Raw genomic sequence first — 25,480 nt, forward strand, 5'->3', positions numbered from 1 at the left:
GTGCTGGGAGGCGACTGGCGGTGAGGGCGGTAAGGAAGGAGACGACCATGACCTACGAGATATGCGTTATCGGGGGCGATGGCATCGGCCCAGAGGTGACCGACTGCGCCGAACAGGTGCTGCGGGCCGCCGCCAGCGTGGCCGGTGGACCGAGTCTGCGGTTCCGTCACGCGCCGGCCGGGCTGGACTGCTACCAGCGCACCGGGGACCCGCTGCCGGCCGAGACCCTGGCAGCGGCACGGTCCGCCGACGGTGTGCTGCTCGGCGCGCTCGACGTCGCCGGGGTGCCGGCCGGGGTGCCGAATCCGCTGCGAAACCTGCGCCGAGGGCTAGAGTTGGTGGCCAGTCTGCGACCGTCGCGCAGCTTCCCTGGGGTACCGGGGGCGAAACCGGATGTCGACTTGCTAATCGTGCGGGAGATAACCGAAGGGTTGTACTCCGGTCGGGAACGGCCACTGGACGGGGGACTCGGTGCCGTCGCAGAACGGGTGGTCACCCGCCGAGCGTCGCTGCGTACGGCCGAGGTCGCTTTCGAGCAGGCTCGGTCGCGGCGTTGTTCGGTGACCGCGGCGCACAAGATCAGCGCGTTGCGGTTGACCGATTCGGTGTTCCTCGACGCGGTGGCCGAGGTTGCCGACCGCTACCCGGACGTGACGTACCAGACCCGCAACGTCGATGCCTGCGCGCTGGATCTGGTGTGCCATCCCGAGCAGTTCGACGTGATCGTGACGACGAACGCGTTCGGCGACATCCTCTCCGACGTGGCCGCCGGAACGACCGGCGGCATCGGGCTCGCCGCGTCAGGCTGTGTGGGGAACACTAGGTCGTACTTCGAACCGGCGCACGGCACCGCGCCACGACGGGCCGGTCAGGCTCGCGCAAATCCAATAGCCACGGTGCTGAGCGCGGCCATGCTGGTTCGCCAGCTCGGGGCAGCCGGGGTAGCAGAGCGGATCGAGCTGGCGGTGGCTGCAGTGCTCGCTGACGGACCGCGCACCAGCGACCTCGGGGGGTCGGCCGGCAGCGTGGAGATGACCAACGCCATCGTGGCAGCGCTGGTGCCGTAGTGGGTGCAGAGGCCGGCTGGCCTGCGTCTTGACTCAATTTTACGAGCTGGTGTCATTGAGATGACGGTTCTAGTCATATACGATACGAACATGAGCAACAAGCTGGAAGGTCGATCCCTCGGCAAGACCTTCACCAGGCGGGACAGCTCGTTGACCGTCCTGGAGGATGTCTCCATCACGATCCGGCCCGGCGAGTTCGTCAGCATCATCGGTGCCAGCGGGTGCGGCAAGACGACGCTGCTACGCATGCTGCACGGCCTCGTCGCACCGACAACCGGCGAAGTACTCATCGACGGTGAGCGGATCGACGGGCCGACCCGAAAGCGGGGCTTCGTTCTGCAGCAAGCGAGCTTGCTGCCGTGGCGGACGGTCCTGGACAACGTCACCTTCGGAATGGAACTCGACCGGATACCTGGTGCCCAGGCCAAAGCCCGCGCACTGGACCTCATCAAGCTGGTGGGACTCACCGGCTTCGAATCGCACTACCCCTCGGAAATCTCCGGTGGTATGCAGCAGCGGGTTAACATCGCCCGCGCGTTGGCCATCGAACCCGACATCCTATTCATGGACGAGCCGTTCGCGGCCGTCGACGCCCAGACCCGTGAGGTAATGCAGGCAGAACTGCTGAGGATCTGGGATATCGACCGCAAGACCGTGGTGTTCGTGACGCACCAGCTCGATGAAGCCGTATACCTGTCCGACCGGGTAATCGTCCTCGGTGCCCGGCCCGGCCGGGTACGCGAAATCGTGAGGATCGATCTTCCTCGCCCCCGCACGTTGGCGGTCAAGCGTTCACACGAATTCGCCGACTACGTCGACCGGGTCTGGAAGCTCATCGAGAACGAAGTGGTCTCCGGCGACGAAAGTCCCTCCGGCGCATCCGCCTAGCCGCCCGACTTCTCCGGCGTCACGCACCGTCCCAAAAAGTTCGACCGATTGAGAAGGAACAGTGGGATGGATAAGAACACATCTACTCAAGTATGCCCGGGTAGCCCCACCAGCCGACGGCGACAACTCGGCTGGCGTGCCACCGCTGCCCTGCTCAGCACGGCGTTGCTCCTGACCGCCTGCGGCGGTGGAGGCGACGGCGGCTCGATCGCCGAGGAAGGCCGCGATGCGGTACTCGAATCAGCCAAGGCTCGTGACAAGACCTGGGTCGTCACCACCAGCGGTCCCGGCGTCGTGGTCGACGGCAAGAGCCTCGACTTCACGGTCGCCAAGATGCCCACAGTACGGGCGGCCGAGGCGATGAAGGCCGACGGTTGGAACGTCGAGGCCCGCTTCATCGAGGCGAACGAGAGCGTCGTTCAGTCGCTCGTCCAAGGCGAGTCGGACGCGATAAACGTAGCGCTACCTACAGTGCTCGCCGCCGTCGCCGGCGGGGTCCCGCTGCGGGTGTTCGGCGGCGGCTCCCGCTTCGGTTTCACCATCGTAGGCCGCACGGACATCACCGGCCCGCAAGACCTCGACGGCAAGAGGGTCGCCTACCAGGCCCCGATCTCGGCCGGCACCCTCGCCGCCCGGCTATGGGTGCTCGACGCCGACGTCGAACCGCAGTTCATCACCATGACCGGTTCCGCCGTACGGGTCGAAGCGCTGGTAGCCGGCGAACTCGACGCCACCGCAGTCTCCATCGGCTTCGACGAGGAAGTCACCGAGCAGGGCGAGCAGGGCGAATTCGACGTCCTCTACCGCCCCTTGGACGAGTACCCGTTCCTACTCGACACCGTCCTGACATACAACGAAGCCAGCTTTGACGACGAGACCAGAGTGTTCCTGGAGGAGTTCCAACGGCACCACGCCGAATCGGTACGAGAACTTGCTGACAACCCAGCCGTGCTCGACGAGTGGCTCGCCTACCACGAGGTGACCACTTCGCCGAGTGCCGAGGTGCTGCTGTCGCTCTTCTTCGAAGACATGGGTGTCGCCGCCGAAACGGTCGACCAGCAGGTCGACCTCATGATTGAAACCGAACAGATCGAACCCGACGACGGCTTCCCGTCCGGCTCGGAGCTGATCGACCCGTCGATCTGGCAGGTCGCCGAATCGATGATCGAGTAGTCCGCCAGCTGCCCGCACTGCGTAGCCGGAAAGGAGAGCGAGCCGCAGATGACCGCGCCGAGCTCCATCAGCGCCACATCGTCGACGGCGTCGCAGACGCCGGGGCTGCCGCGCCAGCGGCGGCCCCGGCGGGGACCGACACCCGACAACGGCCCACACGGCACGACCCGCACCGTCAAGGTGCTCCGGATCGTCAGCCCGCTTACGCTACTGCTCGCCTGGCAGATCGCGGCGCAGATAAGCAACTCGATCCTGTTTCCGACGCCGACTGCGATCGTCGCCGCCGCCTGGGACCTAGCCCTGTCGGGCGAACTCGGCCCAGCGCTCTGGCGCAGTAACCAGGCGCTGCTGATAGGCACGTCGGTCGCCCTCGCCGTGGGCGTGCCGATCGGAATCGCGCTAGGCCGCTCGCCACTGCTCAACCGGATCTTCGGCGTGTACATCGACATCGATCTGGCCACTCCGACTATCGCGTTGATCCCGATCGTCATCATCGTGTTCGGGCTTGGTCTGACGGCGCGGTCCGTCGTCGTCTTTCTCTTCGCCTTCGCACTAGTCGTTTCCCTGGTACGCACGGGAGCCCGGATCGTCGACGCCAACCTGATCGACATGGCGGCGGCGTTCGCCCCCACCCGGTGGCAACTGTGGGCAAAGGTGATTCTACCGGGCCTACTGCCCGCTCTCGGCGGCGCGTTCCGGGTAGCCGTGTCCCGGGGCGTGGTAGGGATGGTGATCGTCGAATTGACGCTCACCACCGTTGGGATCGGCGGACTGGTCATGGAGGCACGAAGCTTCTTCCAAGCCGATGTGGTCTACGCCGGGGTGGCCGTGGTGGTCGCCGAAGGACTGCTGTTGATGGCGCTCGGCCGCTGGGTTGAACGCAAGATCGCCCCGCAGGGGCTCTACGGCACAGGAGGCTAGCCCATGGTCTCGACACCGACCCGCACCACAACGACGTCGTTGGTGAGCCCTCGGGTGACCGCGCTAGCGATGAGGTTTCCGTGGGCGACAGCGGCATCCTTGGCGGTATTCCTGGCGCTCTGGGAGGTCTTCGGCCGGCTGGCGGACTACCGAGCCTTGCCACCGGTCTCCGAGATCTACCACACATGGCTCTCGTTCTTTCAGGACGGGATTTTGTTCTCCGTTCTGTCGGAAAGCGCCAAGACCTTCGGCATGGGCATCGGAGTGGCGATCGGTGCCGCCGTCGTAGTGGCCGTGCTGATGAGCCTCTCCCGTACCGTCGAGCAGCTGATCGCGCCGTACATCGACGCCGGCATGTCGGTGCCGATCACCGCGACCATTCCGATCCTGATGATGGTGTTCGGGCTCGGGGCGGCGACCCGAGTCGCCGTCGTGTTCCTCTATTCCTTCTTCATCATCGTGGTCTCCATGCAGGCCGGTCTGAAGAATGTCAACCCAGCCCACGAACAGCTCGCGCACGCCTACGCCGCGTCACGAACACAGACGATCCTGAAGATCACGTTGCCGTCGGCGCTACCGCTGGCGATCACCGGGATCCGGCTTGGCGTGAGCCGTGGCATCCGGGGCATGGTCAACGCGGAGGTGATCATCTCGACGGCCGGGATCGGCTGGCTGCTGATGCGGTCGTCGCGCGAGTTCAACATTGCCGGCGTCTGGGCGGTCACCGGGACCATCATCGCAGCGGCCCTGATCGTCATGGGCTTGGTAACCCTTTTGGAGCGAACTCTCGTCCGAGGCGGCGATCGCTGATCCTGGAATCCCGGGCCACCTTGATCTCGGCCGAAACCGATGCGAGACGCCCGCCACGGGTTTGAGACGGCCGAGCTCGGGAATGTGTCGCCGATGCGGGCACTGTTGATGAGGATTGAGCAGGCGACCGGGCTGGACCGGATCGGCGACCGGCTGCAGCAGAGCGTCCAGCGGCGGATCAGCGACGAACGGGTCCGCGACCTGCTGCACGGGGTGTGGCTGGGGCATCCGCTGCACCCGGTGCTGATCCAGGTGCCGATGGGTGCCTGGTTGAGCGCTGCCGTACTCGACATGCTGCCCGGACAGCGACGGGCCGCGACCACCCTGGTCGGCGTCGGCACGGCCGCCGCGATCCCGGCGGCCGTCACCGGAGCGAACGACTGGGCGAGTTTGTCCCGCGAGCAGCGCCGGATCGGCCTGGTGCACGCGATCGCCAACACCGTCGGCATCGCCTGCTACGCCGGGTCGCTGGTCGCCCGGCTGCGCGGCCGCCACCAGACCGGCCGTACGCTCGGATTCCTCGGCCTCGCCGCGGTCGGTGCCGGCGGCTTCCTCGGCGGCCATCTCGCCTACAAGCAGGCCGCTGGAGTCAACCACGCAGTGCCCGAGCTGCACCGGATCTCCGCCGGCTGGCACCCGATCGCCGAGTTCGCCAACCTGCCCGAATCGGGCATGATCAGCCGGCAGGTGGACGACGTACCGGTGCTGGTCTACCGGCACGGCGAGGACGTCACGGTCCTGCTGGCCCACTGCGCCCACCAGAACGGACCCCTCGACCAGGGTGAGGTGATCAGCGCGGACGGCCACGCCTGCGTGGTGTGCCCGTGGCACGGCAGCGCGTTCCGGCTCACCGACGGCACCGTCGCCCACGGCCCGGCCGCCACCGATCAGCAGGTGCTGCGCAGCCGGGTGGTGGCCGGCGTCGTGCAGGCCCAACTGCCCTGATCCGGCGGACCTGCGGCAGCCGGCAACCGTACGGTGAACTTCGCGCCGGCACCGGGATGGCCGGCGGCCTCGATGGTGCCACGGTGCGCCGTCACCACCTCGCGCAGCAGCGCCAGGCCCAGGCCGATGTGCAGCCGGTCCGCCCCGGTACCGCGATGGAACCGGTCGAAGATGCGCTCGTCGGGGTCGAAGCCGTCGCCGGTGTCCGCGACGGTCAGTTCGATCGTGTCGCCGACGGCGGTGCGGCAGACGGCGACATCGATCCGGCCGCCCGGTCGGGAGTGCCGCAACGCGTTGGTCAGCAACTCGGACACCACCCTGCGCAGCGCTGAGGAGACCCCGGCCACCGGCAGCGGACCGGCGGACCGGTCCAGGGCGATCACCACGCCGTACTCCTGTGCCCGGTCGCTCTCGGCAAGGACCGCGTCCTCGACGATGGCGGCCAGGTCGACCGGCGCGTCGGAGGCACGGTCGGCCGGGGCGGCGCCGAGCCGGGCGGACAGCAGCAGGTCGTCGACCACCTCGCCGAGTTGCCGGGTGGTGCCGACCAGCCGGTCCAGGTCGGCGGCGTATTCGGACGGAACGATGCCGTTGCCGTTGCCGTTACGGGCCCGGCGGGCGAGCACCTGCGCCCGGGTGTGCACCTGGACGATGGGCGTACGCAGTTCGTGGCTGGCGTCGGCGATGAAGCGCCGTTGACGCGCGAGCGCCTCGGCGAGAGGCGCGACCGTGAGCCAGCCGACGACCATCCCGCTGGCCAGCGCGGCCAGCAGTCCGATCCCCTCGGTGATGGACAGGGCCAGGAGCAGCTGGCGACGGTCGGCGAGGTGGTAACGGGTGTCGAAGACGGCCTGAATGGTGTCGCCGTCCCGGGGCTGAGTGAGGACGAAGTAGACGGTGTCGTTGCGCTCGACCCTGGTCACCTGCTCGATGCCGGTCGCGGCAACCGTCTCCATCACCTGGCGCAGCGGGAATCCGGCCGGTGCGGGGACTCCTGCTGTCTGCAGTGCGGGAAGGGCCGCGTCTTGCGGCTCGCCGCCGCCGCGCAGGAACAGCCAGGTGCAGCCCGGCGGCCCGGACGGGTCGCCACGGCTGGCGGTGTACCGCAGTTCCCGGTCGATCTGTTTCTCCTGCCCGTGCACGAGCATGCCGTAGGCGATCCCGCCGACCAGGGTGACCAGTGCGGTGACCGCGAGGCCGACCAGCGCGCCGACGCGCAGCCGGGCCCGCGCGATGACCTTGCGTTCGGCGGCCGCCCAGGAGATGCCGAACTGCTCGGCCGACGGGTGGGGCATCAGAGTTCACCGAGCCGGTAGCCGACCCCGTGCACAGTCCGGATCACCGACCGACCGAGTTTGCGGCGCAGGTAGTAGACGTAGGTGTCGACGATAGAGGTGGCATGGGCGTCGTCGAACACCTGCCGACGCAGCCCGGACCGGGAGTGCACCCTCGTCGGCGTCATGGCGATCACCCGGAGCAGGTCGAACTCCCGCAACGACAGGGCGACCCGGGATCCGTCGGGCAGCACCACGTCCCGCAGCCCGAGGTCGAGCCAGCCATCGCCGACCCGTACCGTCTCGGCGGTGTCGAAGGCGCGCCGGCACAGCGCCCGCAACCGAGCCGCCAGCTCGTCCAGCTCGAACGGTTTCACCAGGTAGTCGTCGGCGCCCGCGTCAAGGCCGGCGACCCGGTCGTCGACGGCGCCGAGCGCGGTCAGCATCAATGCCCGGGCCTGTACCGAACGGGAACGCAGCCGGGCGAGCAGGTTCAACCCGTCGATCGCGGGCAGCACCCGGTCGATGACCATGACGTCGTACGCTCGGGTAAGCCCTAGATGCAGTCCGCGTTGTCCGTCGCGGGCGGCGTCGACCCGGTATCCTTCGTCGGCCAGCACTTCGGTCAGCAGACCCGCGAGGTCCGCGTCGTCCTCGATCAGGAGCAGGCGCAGTGCCGGTGGCGACGTCACGCTTGCCGTCATCACCTGTCGAGAATCGCACACCAGACCCAGATTACATAGACCTTTGTCGATGTTCAGGGACTTCGGTCGGCGGGTCGACGATCAGGACTGCCGCAGGTCCGGCCCCTCGGCGGCGATCGACACGTTCGAACCAGCTCAGCAGCGGCGTGGTCATCAACGTCGTCACCAGGGCGACCAGTACCAACGCGGTGAACATCGTAGAGTTGACGACACCGGTGGACAACCCGATGTTGAGCGCGATGAGCTGCATCAGGCCACGGGCGTTCATCAACGCGCCGACCCGCAACGCCACGCCGTTCGGCTCGCCCCTGAGCCGGGCCGCCAACCAGCATGATCCGAACTTGCCCAGGATCGCGACCGCCACGCAGGCCAGCGCGAACAGCAGCACCGACGGATCGCCGAGCAGGCCGAACTCGGTGTGCAGGCCCGAATAGGTGAAGAACAACGGCAGGAAGACGGTCTGACACACCGGGACGAGCGTCTCCACCACCCGGTCGGTACGCAAATCGTGCGGCATCACCGCACCGAGCGCGAACGCGCCGAAAACGGCGTACAGCCCGATCTCGTCGGTGTACCACGCCACCGCGAACAACAGCGTCACGACTGCCAGCAGCCGGGACTGGTCACCGAGCCGGCCGTCGCGAATCAGCGCCGCCGCCGTCCGGGCCCCGAACCGCCAGAGCAGCAGCCCGAACAGCACCGCCCCGCCGACGGTGACCAGCGCCGGACCGGGCCGACCGGTGGCCACGGCGAGGACCACGGCAAGCAGTATCCAGGCCACCACATCGTCGATCGCGCCACTGGCCAGGGCCAGCGAACCGTGCCGGGTGCCGGCCTGCCCGCGTTCCGTGACGATCCGGGCGAGCATCGGAAACGCGGTCACCGCCAGGGTGACACCGACGAACACCGCCGTCACCCCGGTCGGGACCCCGTCGGCGAGCACCGGCACACGTCCGGCGGTGGCGAACACCAGCAGCGCGCCCAGCGCCAACGGTGCCAGCACCCCGGCGGCCGAGACCGCGCCGGCGGTGCCGGCCAGGTCGGCCACCCGGTGGGTGGTGAACGCGTAACCGACCTGAAACATGAACATCACCAGGCCGATCTGCCCGACGACGTACAGCACCGGATGCAGCTGTTCCGGAAACAGCGCCCGCTGGGCGGTCGGGGCGAGCAGCCCGAGCAACGACGGCCCGAGCAGGACCCCGGCGAGCATCTCGCTCACCACGGCCGGCTGGCCGACCCTGCCGAGCAGCCAGGCGACCGTCCGGCAGCAGAGCAGGATGACCGCCACGGCAATGAAGAACCGTGGCGCCAGGTCGACCGTACTCATCGGCCCTCCAGCGAAGTTTCGGCAGCGTCAGCGCCCGGCCTGGTCGAAGTGGTTCGCGCACAGCCGCAGCCGTCGTGCGTGGAGCACCATCACACTGCCCAGCACCAGCTGGACCAGGCTTCGCCAGACGTCGGCCCACCGGTCCTCGGTGCGCATCAGCCACAGCCGCAGCCGCCCGACCTCGCCCGAACCGGCCGGGAGCAGGTAACACGGACCCCGGCTGGGCAACGACCGGTCGTGGCGTACCGAGGAGACCAGCGCGTACCGGCGCAGCACCTCGCGGGTCGCCGCGCGCATCATCACCGGCGCGACGCCGCGCGCCGGGCAGGCCCGGTTCGCAGTGACGCCGAACGGGACGAAGTGTGCCTCCCGCCGGGACAGCCGCAACCAACGGTCCGGGTCGAAATCGTCGTCGGCGGCCGGTCCGGTGCGCTGAAAGGCCAGATAGTTGAACAGCAGCACCGAGCCGGCCGGCAGAGTGGTGCCGGCATCCACCTCGATCGGGGCCGAGGTGATCCGGTGCGCCACCCCGAACAGTGGATGCACCCGCAACGTCTCGTCGATCACCCGGTCGAGCAGCTCATCGGCGGCCTCCGCCGGCCCGTCCAACGCCCGGCGCACCGCGAGCTGCGTCGGCGGATGCTGAGCGACGGCCAGCAGCAGATGCGCCATCGCCTCGGACATCTGCACGACCGCCGTGGTGAAGAACGCACCGTGCAGGTACCAGGCGGTCTCCTGGGCGGTGAACGGCTCCGGCAGCACGACCGGGGCGGTCCCCGCGTCGACGCGGGCCCGCAGATAGCGGGTCAACCGGTTCCGCCGGCTCAGGTGCCGCAGCCCACTGCACTTCAGCGCGGACGACACGTCGCCGGCGTTCGCGACGATCAGCGCCCGGGCGTCCGGCGGGCACGCCTCATCGAAGACCAGCTCGTAGTAGACCTCGGCCCAGATCGGCAGCATCATGTCGCGTAGCCGCACCAGGCTGGTCCGCCCGGGCGGCAGCCGGTCCAGCTGCCGGCGGGCGGCCGAGGCGGCCAACTCCGTCGACCGTCGCTGCGACACGGCCAGCACCCGCCGGGTGGTCCGGGCCACGGTGCGGTAGCGCTCACCCGATTCGAGGTGCTCCTGGTGCATGTGCGGCCCCGGAGACAACCAGTACCAGAACAGATCGGACAGGCCCGCGCCCCGGCTGCGTCCGTCCGCCGCCGGGTGGGCGTACACCCGCTCGAAGTGCTCCGCGCCGACCAGCGGGCCGGGCACCGCGATCCCTTCACCACCGTTCACCCGGGCGAACACCCACTGCCGCAGGCCGATCACCGCCGGCGGCAGCCAGCGGGGCAGCGTCCACACCAGGACCGCCGCCGCCACGAGGGCAAGCAGCACGGGTACGCCGGACCCGGTCATCGGCGTACCCCCGCCGGCCACGCTCGGCCGCCCACCGCCGGGGTGACCAGGTCCGGGGTGATCGCGGCCGGAGAGTCCGCTCCGGCAAGCGCCATCGCCCGGTCCAGGTCGGCCCGCAGCAGCTCCAGGACCTGGCGTACGCCCATCTCACCGCCGGCGGCCAGGCCCCACAGCACCGGCCGGCCGACGCCGACGGCGACCGCGCCCAACGCCAACGCGGTGAGCACGTCGGTGCCGCGCCGTATCCCGCCGTCGAGCAGCAGCGGGAGGCGGCCCGCGACCGCGTCGACGACGGCGGGCAGCGCGTCGACGCTGGCCGGTACGCCGTCGAGCTGCCGCCCGCCGTGGTTGGACACCAGCACCGCGTCGACCCCGTGTTCGACGGCCAGCGCGGCGTCGGCGGGGTGCAGGACGCCTTTGAGTACGAGCGGCAGCCGAGTGGATTCCCGCAGCCAGTCGATCCGCCGCCAGTCCAGGGCGGCGTCCATCGTGATCGTCCGGATCTCGCCGGTCACCGGATCGCGCATGTTCTCGCAGCACAGCCCGTCGGGCAGGTCCAGGAAGCCGTGCCGCAGGTCCCGTTCGCGCCGCCCGAACACCGGCGAGTCGACGGTGACCACCAGCGCACCGCAGCCGGCCGCCTCCGCGCGCCGGATCACCGACTCGGTGAACGCCACGTCCGGCTGCGGATAGAGCTGGAACCACAACTTCGGCGGACGGGGCGTCACGTTGGCGGCGGCGGCCGCGATGGCCTCCACCGGGGTGGTGGCGGCCATGCTGACCACCATGATCGTGCCGGCCGCCGCGATCGCGCGGGCACAACCCGCCTCCCCGTCCGGGTGGGCGAGCCGGTGAAAGGCGGTCGGCGAGGCCAGCACGGGCATCGAGACCGTCTCGCCGAACAGCTCCACCCGCAGATCACGGGCGCCGACGCCGCGCAGCACCCGGGGCAGTACCCGGTAGGCGTCGAAGGCGGCTTCGTTGTCGCGTACGGTCCGTTCGTCGCCGGCACCGCCGGCGAAGAAGTCGTCGTGCGCCGGGTCGAGCCGGCGACGGGCCGCCGCCCGCAGGTCGGCCAGGTTCACCGGGGCGGCGACGCTGGGCAGTTTGGTCCCGTTCATCCGCGTACGGTGGCCAGGCAACGGCCCAGGAAGGCGACCAGCGGCGCCCGGTGCACGTCCGGCCGGTCCCACCGGTTCTCCAGGTTCTCCGCCAGGTGGTGGACGTCGGTCACGACGCCGTGGCGGTAGCGCCGGACCACCGGATGCAGGTACGCGGCGTCGTGCGCCTGGCCGGCCGAGTCCTGGGCGATCCGGTTGACCGACACGTCGAACGGGTCCACCTGGTCGTGCTCGGGCCCGTACTCCAAGGTGACCGCGAAGGCGTGGGTCGGCTCGTGGCCGGGCGCGGACAGCCCGTTGCCCACCAGGTAGTCGACCGGCACCTCCTCGTGGAAGCGGACATCCGGCCCGGCCACGGTCAGCACGTCGGCGAGCACCCCGAACACCTGCCACAGCGCGGAGGTGCGGTTGACCCGGGCGATGATGGCGTCGGCCATCGCGACCGGGTCGGCGTCGAGCTTCCCCGCCGGCCAGGCCTCACCGTGGTAACGCCGCCGCAGGATCCGGTGCAGCGCGCGGACGCCGTACCGGAAGCCGTGGATGAATCCGCTGGTCGACTTCTTGAAGTCGCGTTGCTGGGTTAGCGTGCCGGCGAAGAACAGGTCCGGCACGTTCACCGATTCCCACTCGGCGGTCTGGGCCGGGAACCGGTCTTTGATCGTCAACGCCGGACGGGTGTCCGCAGCGAAGATCGACGGGTCGAACTGGAAGCCGGTGCAGACCAGCACCCGGTCATAGGGCAGCTCCTTGACGACCTCCTCGGCCCGGCTGAAACTGAACCGCACCCGGTAACCGGCCGCGTCGCGGACGATGCTTCGCACCTCACCGTCCAGGATGGCGTTAGCCGACTTCAACTGGTACGTGTCGAGGAAGTTGTTGTTCACCGCGCGCAGGTGCCCCACGTAGTGGGTGCGCCACGCCATCCGGATCGAACTCGGCCCGGCCACGTGGATCAACGCGGTGGTCTCCAGCAGGTTGTCGGCCGTCTCGAACGCCGAGTTGCCCTTGCCGATGATCAGCACCCGTTGGTCGAGGAAGTCCTTCGGGTCGACCGGCATGTCGCCGTACCCTTCCGCGAGCTCGATGCCGGGCACCGGCGGAACGTACGGCTGGGACACCCCGGTCGCCACCACGACGCGGCGCGCCCGGTGCACCGTGCCCGACCCGTCGGTGACCTCGAAGCCACCGGCCGGGTCGCGGGCCACCCGGGTCACCCGGCATTCGTACTGCACCCGAACGCCGGTCGCGGCGGCGAAGTCGGCCAGGTAGCGCACCATCAGGTCGGCATGCGGGAAGTACCGTTCGGTGTACCGGGTGAACAGCAGGTCCGGGTCGTCGCTGAGCAGCGAGTTCCAGTCCAGCCGCAGGTTGAGTTCGGGGTCGGTGGAGCCGGTGTGTGGCTTGTTGATTGAGATCAACTGGCGGTGCCGCGGGTAACGCTCGAAGAATGCGCCCGGTGCACCGGCGGCCTCCAGCACCAGGTAGGACGCTTGTCCGGACTGTTCGAAGTGCGACGCGAGCTGGAGCCCGGCCGGGCCCGCCCCGATGATCAGATAGTCGAGCATCGCTTGATTCACCGCCTGACGCTACGAAGGACAATTACCGAGGTTCCGCTGCCTGCCGGTCAGGTCCGGCGTCTGTCGATCCACCGCCGGCCGCCTCGTCGACGTGGTCGAGCAGGTCGGCTGCCCGGCGTACGTCCTGGTCGAGGGGGCGGTCCGGGTCGATCGCCGGCACCACCTCGACCAGCTGGTCGAGCAGCTGAGCGCAGCCCGGTGCGGTCGGCCGACGCGCCCCCACGTGCACCGCCTGGCGCAGCCCGACCGCCAGCGAGCCGCAGATCAGCCGCAGCAGCCGTGCCTGGTCCACCGCGCGCAGCGCGGCCTGGGTGCCGAACGGCACGACGTCCTGGTTGTGCAGGTTGGTGGGCAGACTCTGCGAACTGACCGGCGCGACTTCCCGGCGCAGCTGCGCGACCAGCGCGGTCGCCGCCAGCTGCGCACCCTGCAGCCCGTGCTGCTGGCCGGGGCCGGCGGCGAGCATCGGCGGCAGACCACCGTTGCGGGCCGGATCGACCAGCAGATCCAGTTGCCGCTCGACCAGGTTGCCGACCTGGGCGGTGACCATCGCCAGCACGTCGGCGGCGAACGCGGCCGGCTGGCCGAAGAAGTTCCCGCCGTGCAGCACCAGATCGTCGTCCGGAAAGAACAGCGGGTTGTCGCTGACCCCGGTCAGGTCCGCCGCCAACACCGTGTCCGCGTAGCGCAACGCGCCCTCGGCCGCGCCGAGCAGTTGCGGACCGCACCGGATGCTGTACGCCTCCTGCAGCGGCCGGCTGCCCGACGGCCGCGCCCCGGCCAGCAGCCCACGCATCCGCGCCGCCACCTCGACCGCGCCCGGATGGCCGTACGCCGCGATCAGCCTCGGATGCAGGAACTGGTGGGTGTCGCAGCCGAGCACGTCGGCGAGCAGCGCGGCCAGCCGCTGCGCCGACCGGTGCGCCACCCGGACGTCGTGCAGCGCGGTCCCGAGCGCGGCCGTCGTCACCGACGTGCCGTTCACCAACGCCAGCGCGTCCCGTCCGTCGAGCGTCAACGGCCGCAGCCCGGCCCGCCGGAGCGCCTCGGCCGCCGGCAGCCGCTCACCGTCGAGGTAGGCGTGGCCCTGACCGCGCAGCGACTGGGTGGCGTACGCCAGCGGGATCAGGTCACCGCTGGCCCCGACCGAGCCGAACCGGGGCATCGCCGGAGCGAACGTGGTCGCGAGCATGGCGACCAGTGCGTCGACCACATGTGGTGACACGCCCGAGGCACCCTGGGCCAACGACCACACCCGGACGAGCATCGCGGCCCGGGCCACCGCCGGGTCGATGTCCGGGCCCTGACCGGCACCGAGGTGTGCCAGGGTGTTGTCGGCCTGATCGGCGTCGTTGTCCCGGCCGGCGAAGCCGACCAGGGCGCCGAAGCCGGTGGTCGCACCGTAGACGGTCCGGTCGCCGTCGAGCACGCCACGCAGATACGAACGGCAACCCTGCACCCGGCCGCGTACCGCCGCAGTGACCTCGATGTGCACTGCGGCAGCCACGCGCCGTAGGTCGGCCGGGTGCAGGGGGCCGATCAGATCGATGGCATCGATCTCGGTCACCGTATTGCTGGTCACCTCGCCGACCGTAACCACGGAATCTCAGAACACTCTCAGCCCGACAGCCCCGAGACCCGGACCCGGACCCGGATTCAGCCAATCGGGTCTGATGAATCTCTGAATACCCACCGCTAGCGTCGCGCCATGGCACACGACTATCTGATCATCGGTGCCGGGCCTGCGGGAATTCAGCTCGCCGCCCTGATGCACCGCGACGGCCACGACTACGCGGTCCTCGAGGCCGGGGCCGCCCCCGGCACGTTCTTCACCCGCTATCCCCGACACCGGCAACTGATCTCCATCAACAAAGTGCACACCGGCTACGACGACGCCGAACTTCGGCTGCGGATGGACTGGAACTCGCTGCTCAGCGACGATCCGGAGCTGCTGTTCACCCGGTACAGCATGCGGTACTTTCCGGCAGCCGACGACCTGGTCCGCTACCTGGCCGACTTCGCCAGCGCCACCGGGGTACGGGTCGAGTACCAGACCCGGGTGATGCGGATCGGTCGCGACGGCGACGGGTTCGCCGTACTCGACGAACACGGCCGGACCTGGCACGCCCGCCGGGTGATCGTCGCGACCGGAGTGTCGCAACTGTACGTCCCACCGATCCCCGGCATCGAGACGGCAGAACGTTACGACACCGTCAGCGTCGACCCGACCAACTTCACCGGCCAGCGCGTCATGATCATCGGTAAGGGCAACTCCGGATTCGAGACCGCCGACGCGCTGATGGAAACGGCGGCCGTCATCCACGTCGCCGGTCCCCGCTCCGTCCGGTTCGCCTGGCAGACGCATTACGTCGGCCACCTGCGGGCGGTCAACAACAACTTCCTCGACAGTTACCAGCTGAAGTCGCAGAACGCGGTGCTCGACGGCACGATCGAGCGCATCACCCGCGACGCCGACGGCCGCTACCTGGTCCGGTTCCGCTACGCCCGGACGGTCGAAGCCATCCGGGAGATCCGGTACGACCGGGTGATCGCCTGCACCGGGTTCCGGTTCGACGCCGGCATCTTCGACGACACCTGCCGACCCCGGCTGGTCATCAACGACCGGTTCCCCGAGCAGACGTCCGCCTTCGAGTCGACCACCGTGCCCGACCTGTACTTCACCGGCACGCTCACCCAGCAACGCGACTTCAAGACGTCGACCAGCGGATTCATCCACGGCTTCCGGTACGGGGTACGGGCGCTGTACCGCATCCTCGGCGCCCGGTACCACGGCACCGGCTGGCCGACCACCAGACTCGACGCCACCCCGGAGGCAATCACCGACGCACTCGTCGCCCGGGTCAACCGGTCGTCGGCGCTGTGGCAGCAGTTCGGCGTGCTCGCCGACGTGGTAACCGTCGGGCCGGACGGCTCGGCGTACCACCACGAGGAGGTGCCGCTGGCGTACCTGACCGACGGTGGACTCGGTGCCAGCCTGCCCACCTTCGCCGTCACCCTGGAGTACGGGGAGAACCACGACTCGGTCGACCCGTTCGACGTGTCGGTACCCCGGGTCGCGGAGAACGACGCCGACGCCGCTCACGAGGCCACCTACCTGCATCCGGTGGTGCGGTTCCACAGCGGCGGCCGGGTACGCGCGGTGCACCACCTCGCCGAGAATCTGGAGAACGAGTGGGACCTGGCGAGCGTGCATCAACAGCCGCTGGCCGTGTTCGTGAAGGGGTGCCTCACCGATGTCGGCAGTTGAGCCGGCTGAGCTGCCTGGTCCGGCCGAGCCGGCGCCGGGGTACCCGCAGCCGATCCTGGACCTACTGGCGGCTGCCGCCGACCGGACGGTGTTCGAGCATGGTGCGCGCCACGTCACCGGAGCCGAGCTCCTGGACGCTGTCGGGCGGATCAGCACCGGTCTGCGGGCGGCGGGGATCGGGCCGGGTGACGGGGTGGCGATGGCGCTCGGCGTCTCGCCGGAGGCGTTCGCCGCCATGATCGCCGCCCAGGTGGTCGGCGCCCGGGTCGCCGGGGTGCGACCCGGGCTGACACCGGGACAGTTGCGTCACGTCCTCACTGGTGGCGGCACGGTGCCGGCCAACCGGGCGGTGGTGGTCGACCGGTCCACGGCGACCGACGGGCTACGGGTCGCAGCCGACGGACTCGACCTGCACGCCGTCGGCCCGTTGGGCGGTTCCGCCGGCTCGACCGGGGTTCGCGATTTGCTCGCCGGACCGCCGTCAGCGGCCGCACTGGACTGCGCCGGCCGTCCGGGGGACGGCGGGCGGATCATCTACACCAGCGGCAGCACCGGCAACCCGAAGGGCTGCCTCCAGACGTACGCCGCGCTCGGTGCGGGCTGGGCGGCGCGCCCCGACCGGTGGCCGGCAGCCGTCCGCGACCTGGCCGCCAGGCTGGACCGCTTCCTGGTCTTCGGGTCGCTGAGCAGCCAGGTAATGATGGAGTACACGGTGCTGACCCTGGCCGCCGGCGGCACTGCCGTGATCGCCGAACCCACCGGCGGCCCGGAACCGTTCCTGCCGCACGCGATCGCCCGGCTGCGGGCGACCGCCAGCGTGATCACCGTGCCCCGGCTGCATCAGTTGGTTGCCGGCCAGCGGACCGGTCCGGTCGATCTGGCTTCCTTGCGCGCCCTGCTGGTCTCCGGTTCCCCGTTGGAACCCGGCCGGTTGGCTCAGGCTGTGTCGGTGCTGGGGCCGGTCGTCTACCACGGGTACGGCCAGACCGAGGCCGGCCTGATCGCCATGCTGACCCCCGCCGAGATGGCCGCGGTGCCGGCCCGGCTGGCCAGCGTCGGCCGGCCGCCCGACCCGGTCGACACACAGATCCGCGACGACGCAGGCAACCAGGTCCCGGCAGGCGGCACCGGCGAACTGTTCGTCCGTACCCCGGGCCAGGCCGCCGGCTACTGGGCCGAGACGGCCGAGACGGCGGCCGTGTTCGTCGACGGCTGGGTACGGACCCGCGATCTCGCCCGCTTCGACGCCGACGGCTACCTGTACCTGCTCGGCCGGATCCGTGACGTGATCATCGTCGACGCCAACATCCAGTACGCCGGCCCGATCGAACGGGTCCTGGCCAGTCATCCCGGCGTGGCCGAGGCATACGTCGTCGGAATGCCCGACGAGCACAGCGGGGAGGCCGTGCACGCGTTCGTCGTGCCAGCTACCGCCGAGCGGCCGGACCCAGCGGAGTTGGGCGAGTTGGTGGTCGACCGGCTCGGCCAGGCCAGCCGGCCCCGTACCGTCACCTTCATCGACGTGGTGCCGGTCGGGCCGAGCGGCAAGCCGGACAAGCGGCAGCTCCGGCCGGGCGGCGGCTGAGCAGCCGAATACCGGCGCGGTCGCGTCGGTACGGGCTCAGGTCAGGCGCGGTCGCGGCGGTGCCGGCCGGTCTCGCCGGACGTTCCGGCGGTACGCCGCTTCAGCCCGAGCATGGTGCCGATCTGCGCGCCGACGATGCTCGCCGCGGTGATCACCGCGGTCACCGCGAGTGGACGGTTCAGGTTCTGAACCGGACCGGAGCGGCCGGCGGAGACGCCGCCGCCGAGGTTGCCGGTCGCCTCGTTGTCCACCTGCGAGGCGGGGCGGTCGGCGTCCGACGGTACGTCGACGGGCGGCGGGGTCTGCGGGGCCGCCGGCGGCTCCGGCGTCGGCTGCTCCGGGGCGGGCGTCACCGCCGGGGTGACGACCGTGCCGGTGGCGTGCGGCCGGACGCCGGTGTCCGTCGCCTCGGCAGGCAACCGCAGCAGCTGTCCGGCCCGGATCCGGTCCGGGTCGCCGATCTCGTTGATGTCGGCCAGCTCCTGGTAGTCACTGAACCCGCCGAGGTAGCGGTCGGCGATGTGGCCGAGGTAGTCACCCTTGGCGACCCGGTACACAGCCGGCTCCGCCGCCTCGTCCGGCTGGTCCGTCGGTGCTGTGTCGCCGCCTTTCGGGCCGGTGGGTGCCGACGCGAGCGTGTGCAACGCCGCCGGCGAGACCAGCGGGGCAGGCGAGCCTGCGGCGGCCGGTGTCGACGCGGCGGACCGCCCGGAGGCACCGACGAGCTGGTTCGGCGTCGCCTGCTGGCCGGCGGGCGCGGCAAGCTCAGGGGCGCTGCCGAACCCGATGCCCACCACCGCCGCCGAGGTCGCCTCGACCGGCCCCGGTGCGGCGTACGCCGCCGCCGGACCGGCCACCAGGATCAACGAGATCGCTCCGACCAGCGCGGCGGCGACCCGCTGCTGACGGCCCATGCCGGGCAGTTTCGGGGCCGGCCGCCGCAGCAGTCGGGCTGGCACCTCCACCAGCACCGACAGCAGGAACGTCGCCCAGCCCAACCAGCCGGCCACCGCCAACACCCGAACGAACAGCTGCCCGTCGTCGCGGCTGGTCAGCGCGGTGCCGATCTCGTCGATGCCGGGCAGGTGGTCGGGCAGCGGGTTGCCGGCGAACGCGATCAGCGCGACCGGTGCGCCAGCGAGCAGGATCAACAGGACGGTCAGCGCACCCAGGCCGGTGAGGACCTGCCCGAGCCGCCGGACGGGGGAAACGCGGGTCGCGCGCATGGTGCCGCTCCTCTCGAGGGGTCGGCTTCCCGTCACGGGTCGGTCCGGAGCACGGCGGTGGCCTGCCCGGTCACCGCAATCCCCGGCGGGAAACCGAAGAGGCTGAGCATGGTGGTCTCGTAGGTCATGTCGACGGTCACCGTCATCTGCTGCTGATCGGGGGCGACCTCGACCGTGTACCCGGTCACCCCGGGCATGCCGTCGAAGTAGTGGTCTACCGCAGCGGTGGCCGCCGGGACGTCGATGAACTGGCCCGCCCCGCTGACTGCCAGACCGATGTCGATCTGCTGCCCGCCGGTGCGGGCCGCCTCAGCGGCCAGGTTGTCCGCCCGTTGCTTGGTGCGGTACTTGCCGGCGGCGTCCACGGTGATCCCCAGGACGGTCGCTACGGCGAGGAAGGCCACGGCGAGGAAGACACTGACCCGCCCCGCGTCGCGGTGACCGGACGCGTCGCCGTTGACGCCCGGCCGCTGGCGACTTCCGCCCGGCCGCTGGCGGCTCATCCCCGCCCCCGGTAGCGGTCGAGCGGGGAACGGAAGTCGGCGCTGAGCAGCCGGTCCTGCGCCACCCAGGGCAGCCCCAGGTCGCCGAACTGGACCGTGCAGCTGACCCGGACGTGGATCAGCGCGGTGGTGCTGCCGGGCGCGGTGGCGAACGCCTTGGTCAGGGTGTCCACCCCGTTCGGGGCAAAGTCGGCGGCCGGCTCCCCGGCGCAGGCGATGCCCTCCCAGTCGAGGCGCTGCTGCGCGGCGTACTCGGCGTTGGTCTGCGCCTCGGTCACCGACCGGGAGATGGACGCGGCGCGGGCGGCGTCGTGCGCTGCCGCGTCCAAAGCGTTGCGGGCCAGCACGGTCCGCCCGGTCACCCAGGCGACGACGACCAGCAGCAGGAACGCCGGGGTGAGGATGGCCACCTCCACCGAGACGGAGCCCCGGTCACGGCCCCGGTCGCAGCCCGCATGGCGTCGCCGCACGTTCAGCCTCCCGCGACCTGCTCGAACCGCTCGATCTCGCCGTTGGCGGTCTCGCTGACGGTGAACGTCACCCCCGGCACCAGGGACAGCGCCTTGCCGCTGACGGTGTACGACACGTACCGCCCGTCCGGGCCGACCGACGGCTCCGGCATCGGGTCCGGGTCGAGCCAGTCGCCCGCGTCGGCGAGGAACGCGGCGGCGCGTTGCGCACCCACCCCGGTGTCGGCGTTGCCGCTGCCCAACGCGTCGTAGCCGCGTTCGGCGGTGACCGCCTGCTGGGCGGCGCTCAACGCCACGGTACGGGCCAGGAACAGCGCGGCGACCTGGATCGAGGCGAACAGCAGCAGCAGGATCGCCGGCAGCAGGATCGCCAACTCGACCGGCGCCGCGCCCCGGTCCCGGGCGGGCCGGGCCACCGGGGTGCAGGCGGGCCGGACCACCGGGGTGGGGATGGTCCGGCCCGGCCGGCCGACGAAGTGACAGCACATGTCGCCGATCAATCGCCGCCGCCCGGGAAGTTGCCCGAGTCCGGCAGGTCGCTGGTCGGATCCGGGTTGGCGTTCATGAAGTCGAACGCCAGGTTCGACGCCCAGGCGAGGACGGCGATCGCGACGAGCGCCAGGCCGACGATGATCACCGCGGTGGGGACCGGGCTGTCGCCCCGGTCCCGTTCGTCAGCCCCGCGCAGCTCGCCGATCCGGCCGGCCACCGCGAGGTAGAGGCGGGTGAATATCTGCATGGTGACTTGTCCTTTCGAGGGTCTGGCCGATGGCCGCCGGGCGGTCAGATCCGGGCGGTCAGATCCGGGCCAGGAAGGGATAGAGGACGAATCCGATCAGGACGAAGACCAGGAACGCTCCCGGGATGTCGAGCCGGCCGGTGACCGCCTCCGCCCGAGCCAGGTTGTCGGTCCTGATCTGGTCGCGCAACGAGTCGGCGCGGCTGCGCAACGTCTCGTGCACCTGGGCACCTTCGGTGCCCGACGACTGCATGATCGACCCGACGTCACCGAGTTCCGGCACGCCGATCTGGTCGGAGAGGTCCCGCAATTCGTCCCAGGGCGAATGCATCTGCAGCTGGGCCAGCCGCAGCGCCTCCCGGATCCGTTCGAAGACCCACCCGTCACACACCTTCGCCGCCCGTTCCAACGCCTGCACCGGCCCGTGCGCCGCGGACAGCTGCAACGCGACGAGGTCCAGATAGGTGCAGACCGCCCGGCTGAACTCCCGCCGGGCCTGCCTGGCCTTGCTCAGCACGTCCTGGTGGGCGATCAGCGCGGCCGCCGCCGCCAGCACCAGGCCCGCCGCCACCGGTACGGCGATCGGCAGGCCGATGCCGACCACGCCGAGCGCCATGCCCAGCACCGGCGGCGCGACCAGCCCGATCAACGCCGACAGCAGCAGCGACAGGGCGTACTGCTCCGGGGTCCGGCCGAGCAGGGCGAGCTCCTTGTGCGGTGGCCGCAGCCACCGGACCACGCCGGTCAGCCAGACCAGGTCACTGTCCGCGGTGACCACACCCGGCCGGCTCTGAGCGTGGTGCAGCCGGCGCAGCGCCGGCCCGAGCGCCGGCGTGGCCGGGCTGGTCTCCCGCAGCAGCAGGAAGACCCCGAGGCCGATCAGCGCCCCACTGACCACCGCGACGGTCAACTGCCAGTTGAGGATCATGTCAGCACCTCGTCGGGGTCCGGGGCGGCGAGGAACCGGGCCGGTCGGGGCGGGATGCTCATCTGCCGCACCCAGACGAGCAGCGCGACGAACAGGCCGCCCAGCGAGACCATCACCAGTTGGCCGGTCGGCGTGCCGTACGGCGCCATGTAGTCCGGGTTGACCAGCCCGTACCCGAGGACCAGCAGGGTCATCACGGTCAGGAACCGCACCGCGAACCGGGGCTGGGTGCGTTTCGCCTCCACCTCGCGACGCGTGGCGACCTCGGCGGCGGCCGCGTTCGCGATCGACCCCAGGACGTCACCGAGCCGCTCGCCCCGGTCGGTGAGGTGCAGGATCAACGCCGCCGCCACCTGGTCGCAGACCGGGTCGCCGATCTCGTCGGCGAACGCCAGCAGCGCGGTCCGGCCCAGCCAGCCGGCCTGTAGCCGGGATGCCAAATCCCGTACCTCCGGGTTGATCTGCTCAGGGGCGGTGTTGACCGTGCCGATGATTGCCTGCTGCAGGCCCTGGCCGGTGCCGGAGACGTCCTTGAGTCGGCGGGTCCACTCGCCGACGGCTTCGATCCGGGCGATCGCCCGCCGCTCGGCCTTGCCGACGTTGAACAGCCACGGCGCCCCCGGCACGGCGACCGCGACCAGCACGCCGGCCACCGGCAGGCCGGTGATCAGGAAGGCGAACGCGCCGACCAGCCCGGCGGCGACCAGCAGCGCCTGATGCTGGCGCTGTTCGCGGCGGCTGGGGCCGGAGCCCAGCCAGAGCCGACGCACCGGCAGCCCGGCGCGCGACGGCGGCCCGGGTGGTCGGCTGGTGCCGATCAGCGCGACGACGGCGAGGACCAGGCCGCCGATGCAGGCGGCGCCGGCGACGACCGCGATCACCTCGATGTTGGCAGGCAGGTTCACCGGTGCCCCCGCAGGACGGTGTGCCGGGGCCGACGCCAGGCACCGACGCCGGCCTCGATGTAGCGGGACAACATCCGGGCGTCGTAGCCGACCCGCAGCAGCTGCTCCCGGATTCGTTCCGGCAGGTGCCGGGGGACCGCCCGGCCGTCCGGGCCGGGGCCGAAGACGGTGGTGGTGGCGATCCGACCGCCCTCACCGACCCCGATCACCTCCTCGACGTGCGAGACGAACCGGTGCTTGCGGCCGCCGATGCCGGTCTCGTCCTCGACGGTGACGTAGACGATCAGGTCGAGGGCGTTGCCGGCCATCCGGCGGGCCTGGTCGACGGTCATCTCCCGGCCGTGCGACAGGGCCAGCTCGACGATCCGCTCGCCGACCCCGGACGGGGTCCGGGCGTGGATGGTGCACATCGAGCCGCGGCTGGTGGTCATCGCCTGCAGCATCGGCACGATCTCCCGGGACCGGACCTCACCGACAATGATCCGCAGTACGCCCATCCGCAGCGAGACCGGGATCAGGTCGGCGATGCTCACCTCACCGGCCGGTCGGCCGTCGAAACCGCGTTCGCCGTGCCCCTCCCGTGCCTCGAAGCTCATCACCGCCCGGTGCCGGTCGGTACGCCGGGCCGGCAGCAGTTCGCGGCTCTCCTCCAGCAGCACGTACGGCTCGTCGGGCGGAATCTCGTCCATCAACGCCCGGATAATGGTGGTCTTACCGGCCCCGGCCAGCCCGGCGACCATGATGTTCAGCCCGGCCCGCATCGACGCCCGCAGGAAGTCGCGGACCAGCACGTCGATCATCTCGTCCAGGTCGGGTCGGCCGCCGGCCACGTCGTCGAGGCTGATGTCCAGGGTGTTGTGCTTGCGGATCACCGCGTACGGGCGGTGGCTGACCAGGTAGACGGCGGCCAGCCGGCTGCCGTCGGGCAGTTGCAGGTCCAGCGTCGGCTTCGAGGTGGACAGCGACCGTTCGGTGGCCCCGGCCCGGCGGGCGGCCGCCTGCAGGATCTCCACCAGTTCGTCGTCGCTGTCGGCGATCGGGGCGTGCCAGTCCACCTGCCCGTTGCGCCGGGTGATCCGCACCTGGTCACAGCCGAGGATGTGAACCTCTTCGATGGTGTCGTCGACCAGCAGGGTCTGCAGCCGGCCGAGCCCGACGAGTTCGGCGGTGACCTGGTCGAGCAGCACCCGTTCCTCGTACGCGGTCAGCGGGGTGCCGGCCCGGCGGACCTGGTCGGCGTACTCGGCGACGACCGCGACAGCGATCCGGGCCCGCTCGACGTCCTCCTCGTCAATGGTGAACTCGCGACCCCGCTGCCAGCGGGTGAGCCGGGTGCTGAGCTCCCGGCGCAGCTCGCGGACCAGTGCGAAGTCGGTACGCGGCCGGGCCAGCGCACCGGTGCCGGTGGCGTCGGGGGTGGCCGGCGGCGCGGTGGCTGGAGCCAACGCGGTCGGCGGCGGCACGACGGGCGGCGGGGCGGGGCGCGGCGGGGTCACGGGAGGCGCGGTGGCCGGTGTGGTACCGGGCTGGATACCGGGCCGGGGTGCACCCGGGGTAGGCGGAGCGGCCGGTGTGTTGCCCGCCGGTGCCGCGCTGACCGGGACAACCAGCGGCCAACTGTGCCGCGCGCTGTGGCCATGCTGCGCTGGACGCAGCGGTACGCCACTGTGCCGCGTCGCGGCAGGCGGTACTGCGTCGCCAGGGGCGGCTTCGCCCGGGATGCCGTTCGGACCGAGCGGCGGCGTGATCGAGGTGAGCGGATCCGGCCGGTCCCGGGCCGGCCGCTGCGGCCGGCCGGCGGTGTTGTCGGAATCGTCGCGGGGGTCGCTCAGCACTGGCTCAAATCGCATTAGGCACCCCTTCCGGCGTAGCCCACCGCAGCCGGGCCTGCCGTCGCTCGATCAGCGAACGGACCGGGACCTCCAACGCGCCGGCCGCCCGCAGCAGCGGCCGGTTGAGCTTGACGGTGCCGCCGTGGCTGAGCACCTCGGCGGTACGGGGGTCGGCCGGCAACCGGGAGATCACCGGCAGCTGCAGGGCCTTGCTGATCTCGGCGCGGCTGTGGCCGTCACCGACCAGCAGCAGCCGCAGCGAACCGGGCGGCACCCGGTGCTCAGCGAAGTCCCGCTCGATCGTGGTCACCGCCGCCCGGGCGCTGGACAGGTCGGGCAGGTGCGCGGCGGCCACCACCAGGACGACAGTCGCCGCCCGTAGGACCGGCCACGGTGGATTAGCGACGTAAAGTCGGCCACAGTCGACGATCACATCGTACGGTGGACGGCCGTGTTCCAGGCCGACGAAGAAGTCGGCGAACCGTTGCCACAGCGGGGTGACGCTGCCGATCTGCGTCGGGTCGACCACGCCGGGCAGCAGCAGCCGCTCCCGGCGGGGGGCGTCCAGGTCGACCAGCTGGCTCCAGAAGGCCTCCTCGAGGTTGCCGTCGCGCAACTCGCTGACCGCCAGTTCCCCGATCCCCCGCCGGCCCTCCAGGGCACCGCCGAGGTAGCCAGCCATCAACGTCCCGCCGGCCGGATCGCACTCGGCCAGCACCACCCGGTGGTGCCAGGAGAGCGTGCAGGCGAGCGCACTGGTGGTGACGCCGGGGGAACCCTTGGCGGAGACGAGCGCGACGATGGCCATCT

The 25,480-nt window shown here is 70.8% G+C and carries 24 protein-coding genes; 8 read left to right on the plus strand and 16 right to left on the minus strand.

Going from position 1 to position 25,480, the window contains the following annotated elements; translation table 11 throughout:
- Positions 1–47 precede the first annotated feature (47 nt).
- The 6 genes from ACFHWU_RS02725 (at position 48) to ACFHWU_RS02750 (ending at position 5,804) form a co-directional block, all read left to right on the plus strand.
- Complete coding sequence (locus ACFHWU_RS02725; protein ID WP_416589739.1) at positions 48–1,067, plus strand: isocitrate/isopropylmalate dehydrogenase family protein; 1,020 nt, start codon at positions 48–50, stop codon at positions 1,065–1,067.
- Between the two features lie 90 nt (positions 1,068–1,157).
- Complete coding sequence (locus tag ACFHWU_RS02730; RefSeq protein WP_416589740.1) at positions 1,158–1,955, plus strand: ABC transporter ATP-binding protein; 798 nt, start codon at positions 1,158–1,160, stop codon at positions 1,953–1,955.
- 66 nt (positions 1,956–2,021) lie between these two features.
- Complete coding sequence (locus tag ACFHWU_RS02735; RefSeq protein ID WP_416569549.1) at positions 2,022–3,128, plus strand: ABC transporter substrate-binding protein; 1,107 nt, start codon at positions 2,022–2,024, stop codon at positions 3,126–3,128.
- A 48-nt stretch (positions 3,129–3,176) separates the two neighbouring features.
- Positions 3,177–4,049, plus strand: coding sequence for an ABC transporter permease (locus ACFHWU_RS02740; RefSeq protein WP_416569548.1), 873 nt, complete (start codon positions 3,177–3,179; stop codon positions 4,047–4,049).
- A gap of 99 nt (positions 4,050–4,148) precedes the next feature.
- Positions 4,149–4,859 carry an ABC transporter permease gene (locus ACFHWU_RS02745; RefSeq protein ID WP_416589741.1) on the plus strand — a complete coding sequence of 237 codons (711 nt, stop codon included), beginning with the start codon at positions 4,149–4,151 and terminating at the stop codon, positions 4,857–4,859.
- A gap of 93 nt (positions 4,860–4,952) precedes the next feature.
- A complete protein-coding gene (locus tag ACFHWU_RS02750) occupies positions 4,953–5,804 on the plus strand; it encodes a Rieske 2Fe-2S domain-containing protein (RefSeq protein WP_416550818.1) in 852 nt (283 codons plus the stop codon).
- Here the strand turns inward: ACFHWU_RS02750 and ACFHWU_RS02755 are convergent.
- Genes ACFHWU_RS02755 through ACFHWU_RS02785 form a run of 7 tightly spaced genes read right to left on the minus strand, consistent with a single transcriptional unit; the run spans position 5,747 to position 14,796 of the window.
- Entirely contained in the window at positions 5,747–7,099 is a 1,353-nt protein-coding gene (locus ACFHWU_RS02755) for a sensor histidine kinase (protein ID WP_416589742.1), read from the minus strand. The two genes, ACFHWU_RS02750 and ACFHWU_RS02755, sit on opposite strands and share 58 nt — an antisense overlap.
- A complete protein-coding gene (locus ACFHWU_RS02760) occupies positions 7,099–7,782 on the minus strand; it encodes a response regulator transcription factor (protein ID WP_416551089.1) in 684 nt (227 codons plus the stop codon). Before ACFHWU_RS02760 ends, ACFHWU_RS02755 begins: the two co-directional genes overlap by 1 nt.
- Before the next feature lie 31 nt (positions 7,783–7,813).
- The gene (locus tag ACFHWU_RS02765) at positions 7,814–9,112 is read right to left on the minus strand and encodes a cation:proton antiporter (protein WP_416589743.1); all 1,299 of its coding nucleotides are present in this window, start codon (positions 9,110–9,112) and stop codon (positions 7,814–7,816) included.
- A 27-nt stretch (positions 9,113–9,139) separates the two neighbouring features.
- On the minus strand, positions 9,140–10,516 hold the full coding sequence (locus tag ACFHWU_RS02770; protein ID WP_416568021.1) for a cytochrome P450: 1,377 nt from the start codon (positions 10,514–10,516) through the stop codon (positions 9,140–9,142).
- Complete coding sequence (locus ACFHWU_RS02775; RefSeq protein WP_416550822.1) at positions 10,513–11,637, minus strand: alpha-hydroxy acid oxidase; 1,125 nt, start codon at positions 11,635–11,637, stop codon at positions 10,513–10,515. Before ACFHWU_RS02775 ends, ACFHWU_RS02770 begins: the two co-directional genes overlap by 4 nt.
- Positions 11,634–13,214 carry an FAD-dependent oxidoreductase gene (locus ACFHWU_RS02780; protein ID WP_416550823.1) on the minus strand — a complete coding sequence of 527 codons (1,581 nt, stop codon included), beginning with the start codon at positions 13,212–13,214 and terminating at the stop codon, positions 11,634–11,636. Before ACFHWU_RS02780 ends, ACFHWU_RS02775 begins: the two co-directional genes overlap by 4 nt.
- 22 nt (positions 13,215–13,236) lie before the next feature.
- On the minus strand, positions 13,237–14,796 hold the full coding sequence (locus ACFHWU_RS02785; protein WP_416550824.1) for an aromatic amino acid ammonia-lyase: 1,560 nt from the start codon (positions 14,794–14,796) through the stop codon (positions 13,237–13,239).
- A gap of 126 nt (positions 14,797–14,922) precedes the next feature.
- Here ACFHWU_RS02785 and ACFHWU_RS02790 point away from each other — a divergent pair, with 126 nt between their 5' ends.
- Both ACFHWU_RS02790 and ACFHWU_RS02795 read left to right on the plus strand, forming a co-directional pair.
- Positions 14,923–16,482, plus strand: coding sequence for an NAD(P)-binding domain-containing protein (locus tag ACFHWU_RS02790; protein WP_416568023.1), 1,560 nt, complete (start codon positions 14,923–14,925; stop codon positions 16,480–16,482).
- Entirely contained in the window at positions 16,469–18,067 is a 1,599-nt protein-coding gene (locus tag ACFHWU_RS02795; protein ID WP_416589744.1) for a class I adenylate-forming enzyme family protein, read from the plus strand. Before ACFHWU_RS02790 ends, ACFHWU_RS02795 begins: the two co-directional genes overlap by 14 nt.
- A 41-nt stretch (positions 18,068–18,108) precedes the next feature.
- On the opposite strand, the gene ACFHWU_RS02800 is transcribed toward ACFHWU_RS02795, so the two are convergent.
- From ACFHWU_RS02800 to ACFHWU_RS02840, 9 genes are read right to left on the minus strand one after another with little or no spacing between them, the layout of a single operon-like run.
- Entirely contained in the window at positions 18,109–19,293 is a 1,185-nt protein-coding gene (locus ACFHWU_RS02800) for a LysM peptidoglycan-binding domain-containing protein (RefSeq protein WP_416589745.1), read from the minus strand.
- 32 nt (positions 19,294–19,325) lie between these two features.
- Positions 19,326–19,796, minus strand: coding sequence for a pilus assembly protein TadG-related protein (locus ACFHWU_RS02805; protein ID WP_416550828.1), 471 nt, complete (start codon positions 19,794–19,796; stop codon positions 19,326–19,328).
- Complete coding sequence (locus ACFHWU_RS02810; RefSeq protein WP_416550829.1) at positions 19,793–20,266, minus strand: TadE/TadG family type IV pilus assembly protein; 474 nt, start codon at positions 20,264–20,266, stop codon at positions 19,793–19,795. The genes ACFHWU_RS02805 and ACFHWU_RS02810 overlap by 4 nt, the downstream gene beginning before the upstream one ends.
- A 2-nt stretch (positions 20,267–20,268) precedes the next feature.
- The gene (locus ACFHWU_RS02815) at positions 20,269–20,766 is read right to left on the minus strand and encodes a TadE/TadG family type IV pilus assembly protein (protein WP_416589746.1); all 498 of its coding nucleotides are present in this window, start codon (positions 20,764–20,766) and stop codon (positions 20,269–20,271) included.
- Positions 20,763–21,005 carry a hypothetical protein gene (locus ACFHWU_RS02820; protein ID WP_416550831.1) on the minus strand — a complete coding sequence of 81 codons (243 nt, stop codon included), beginning with the start codon at positions 21,003–21,005 and terminating at the stop codon, positions 20,763–20,765. Before ACFHWU_RS02820 ends, ACFHWU_RS02815 begins: the two co-directional genes overlap by 4 nt.
- Before the next feature lie 58 nt (positions 21,006–21,063).
- Entirely contained in the window at positions 21,064–21,930 is an 867-nt protein-coding gene (locus ACFHWU_RS02825; protein ID WP_416551090.1) for a type II secretion system F family protein, read from the minus strand.
- Positions 21,930–22,877, minus strand: a complete 948-nt coding sequence (locus ACFHWU_RS02830; protein ID WP_416551091.1) for a type II secretion system F family protein — start codon at positions 22,875–22,877, stop codon at positions 21,930–21,932. Before ACFHWU_RS02830 ends, ACFHWU_RS02825 begins: the two co-directional genes overlap by 1 nt.
- Positions 22,835–24,688, minus strand: coding sequence for a CpaF family protein (locus tag ACFHWU_RS02835; RefSeq protein ID WP_416589747.1), 1,854 nt, complete (start codon positions 24,686–24,688; stop codon positions 22,835–22,837). Before ACFHWU_RS02835 ends, ACFHWU_RS02830 begins: the two co-directional genes overlap by 43 nt.
- Complete coding sequence (locus ACFHWU_RS02840) at positions 24,678–25,478, minus strand: ParA family protein (RefSeq protein WP_416550833.1); 801 nt, start codon at positions 25,476–25,478, stop codon at positions 24,678–24,680. The genes ACFHWU_RS02835 and ACFHWU_RS02840 overlap by 11 nt, the downstream gene beginning before the upstream one ends.
- Between the last annotated feature and the right edge of the window lie 2 nt (positions 25,479–25,480).

The sequence above is a fragment of the Micromonospora sp. LOL_015 genome, from assembly GCF_048060275.1.
GTDB lineage: Bacteria > Actinomycetota > Actinomycetes > Mycobacteriales > Micromonosporaceae > Micromonospora_E.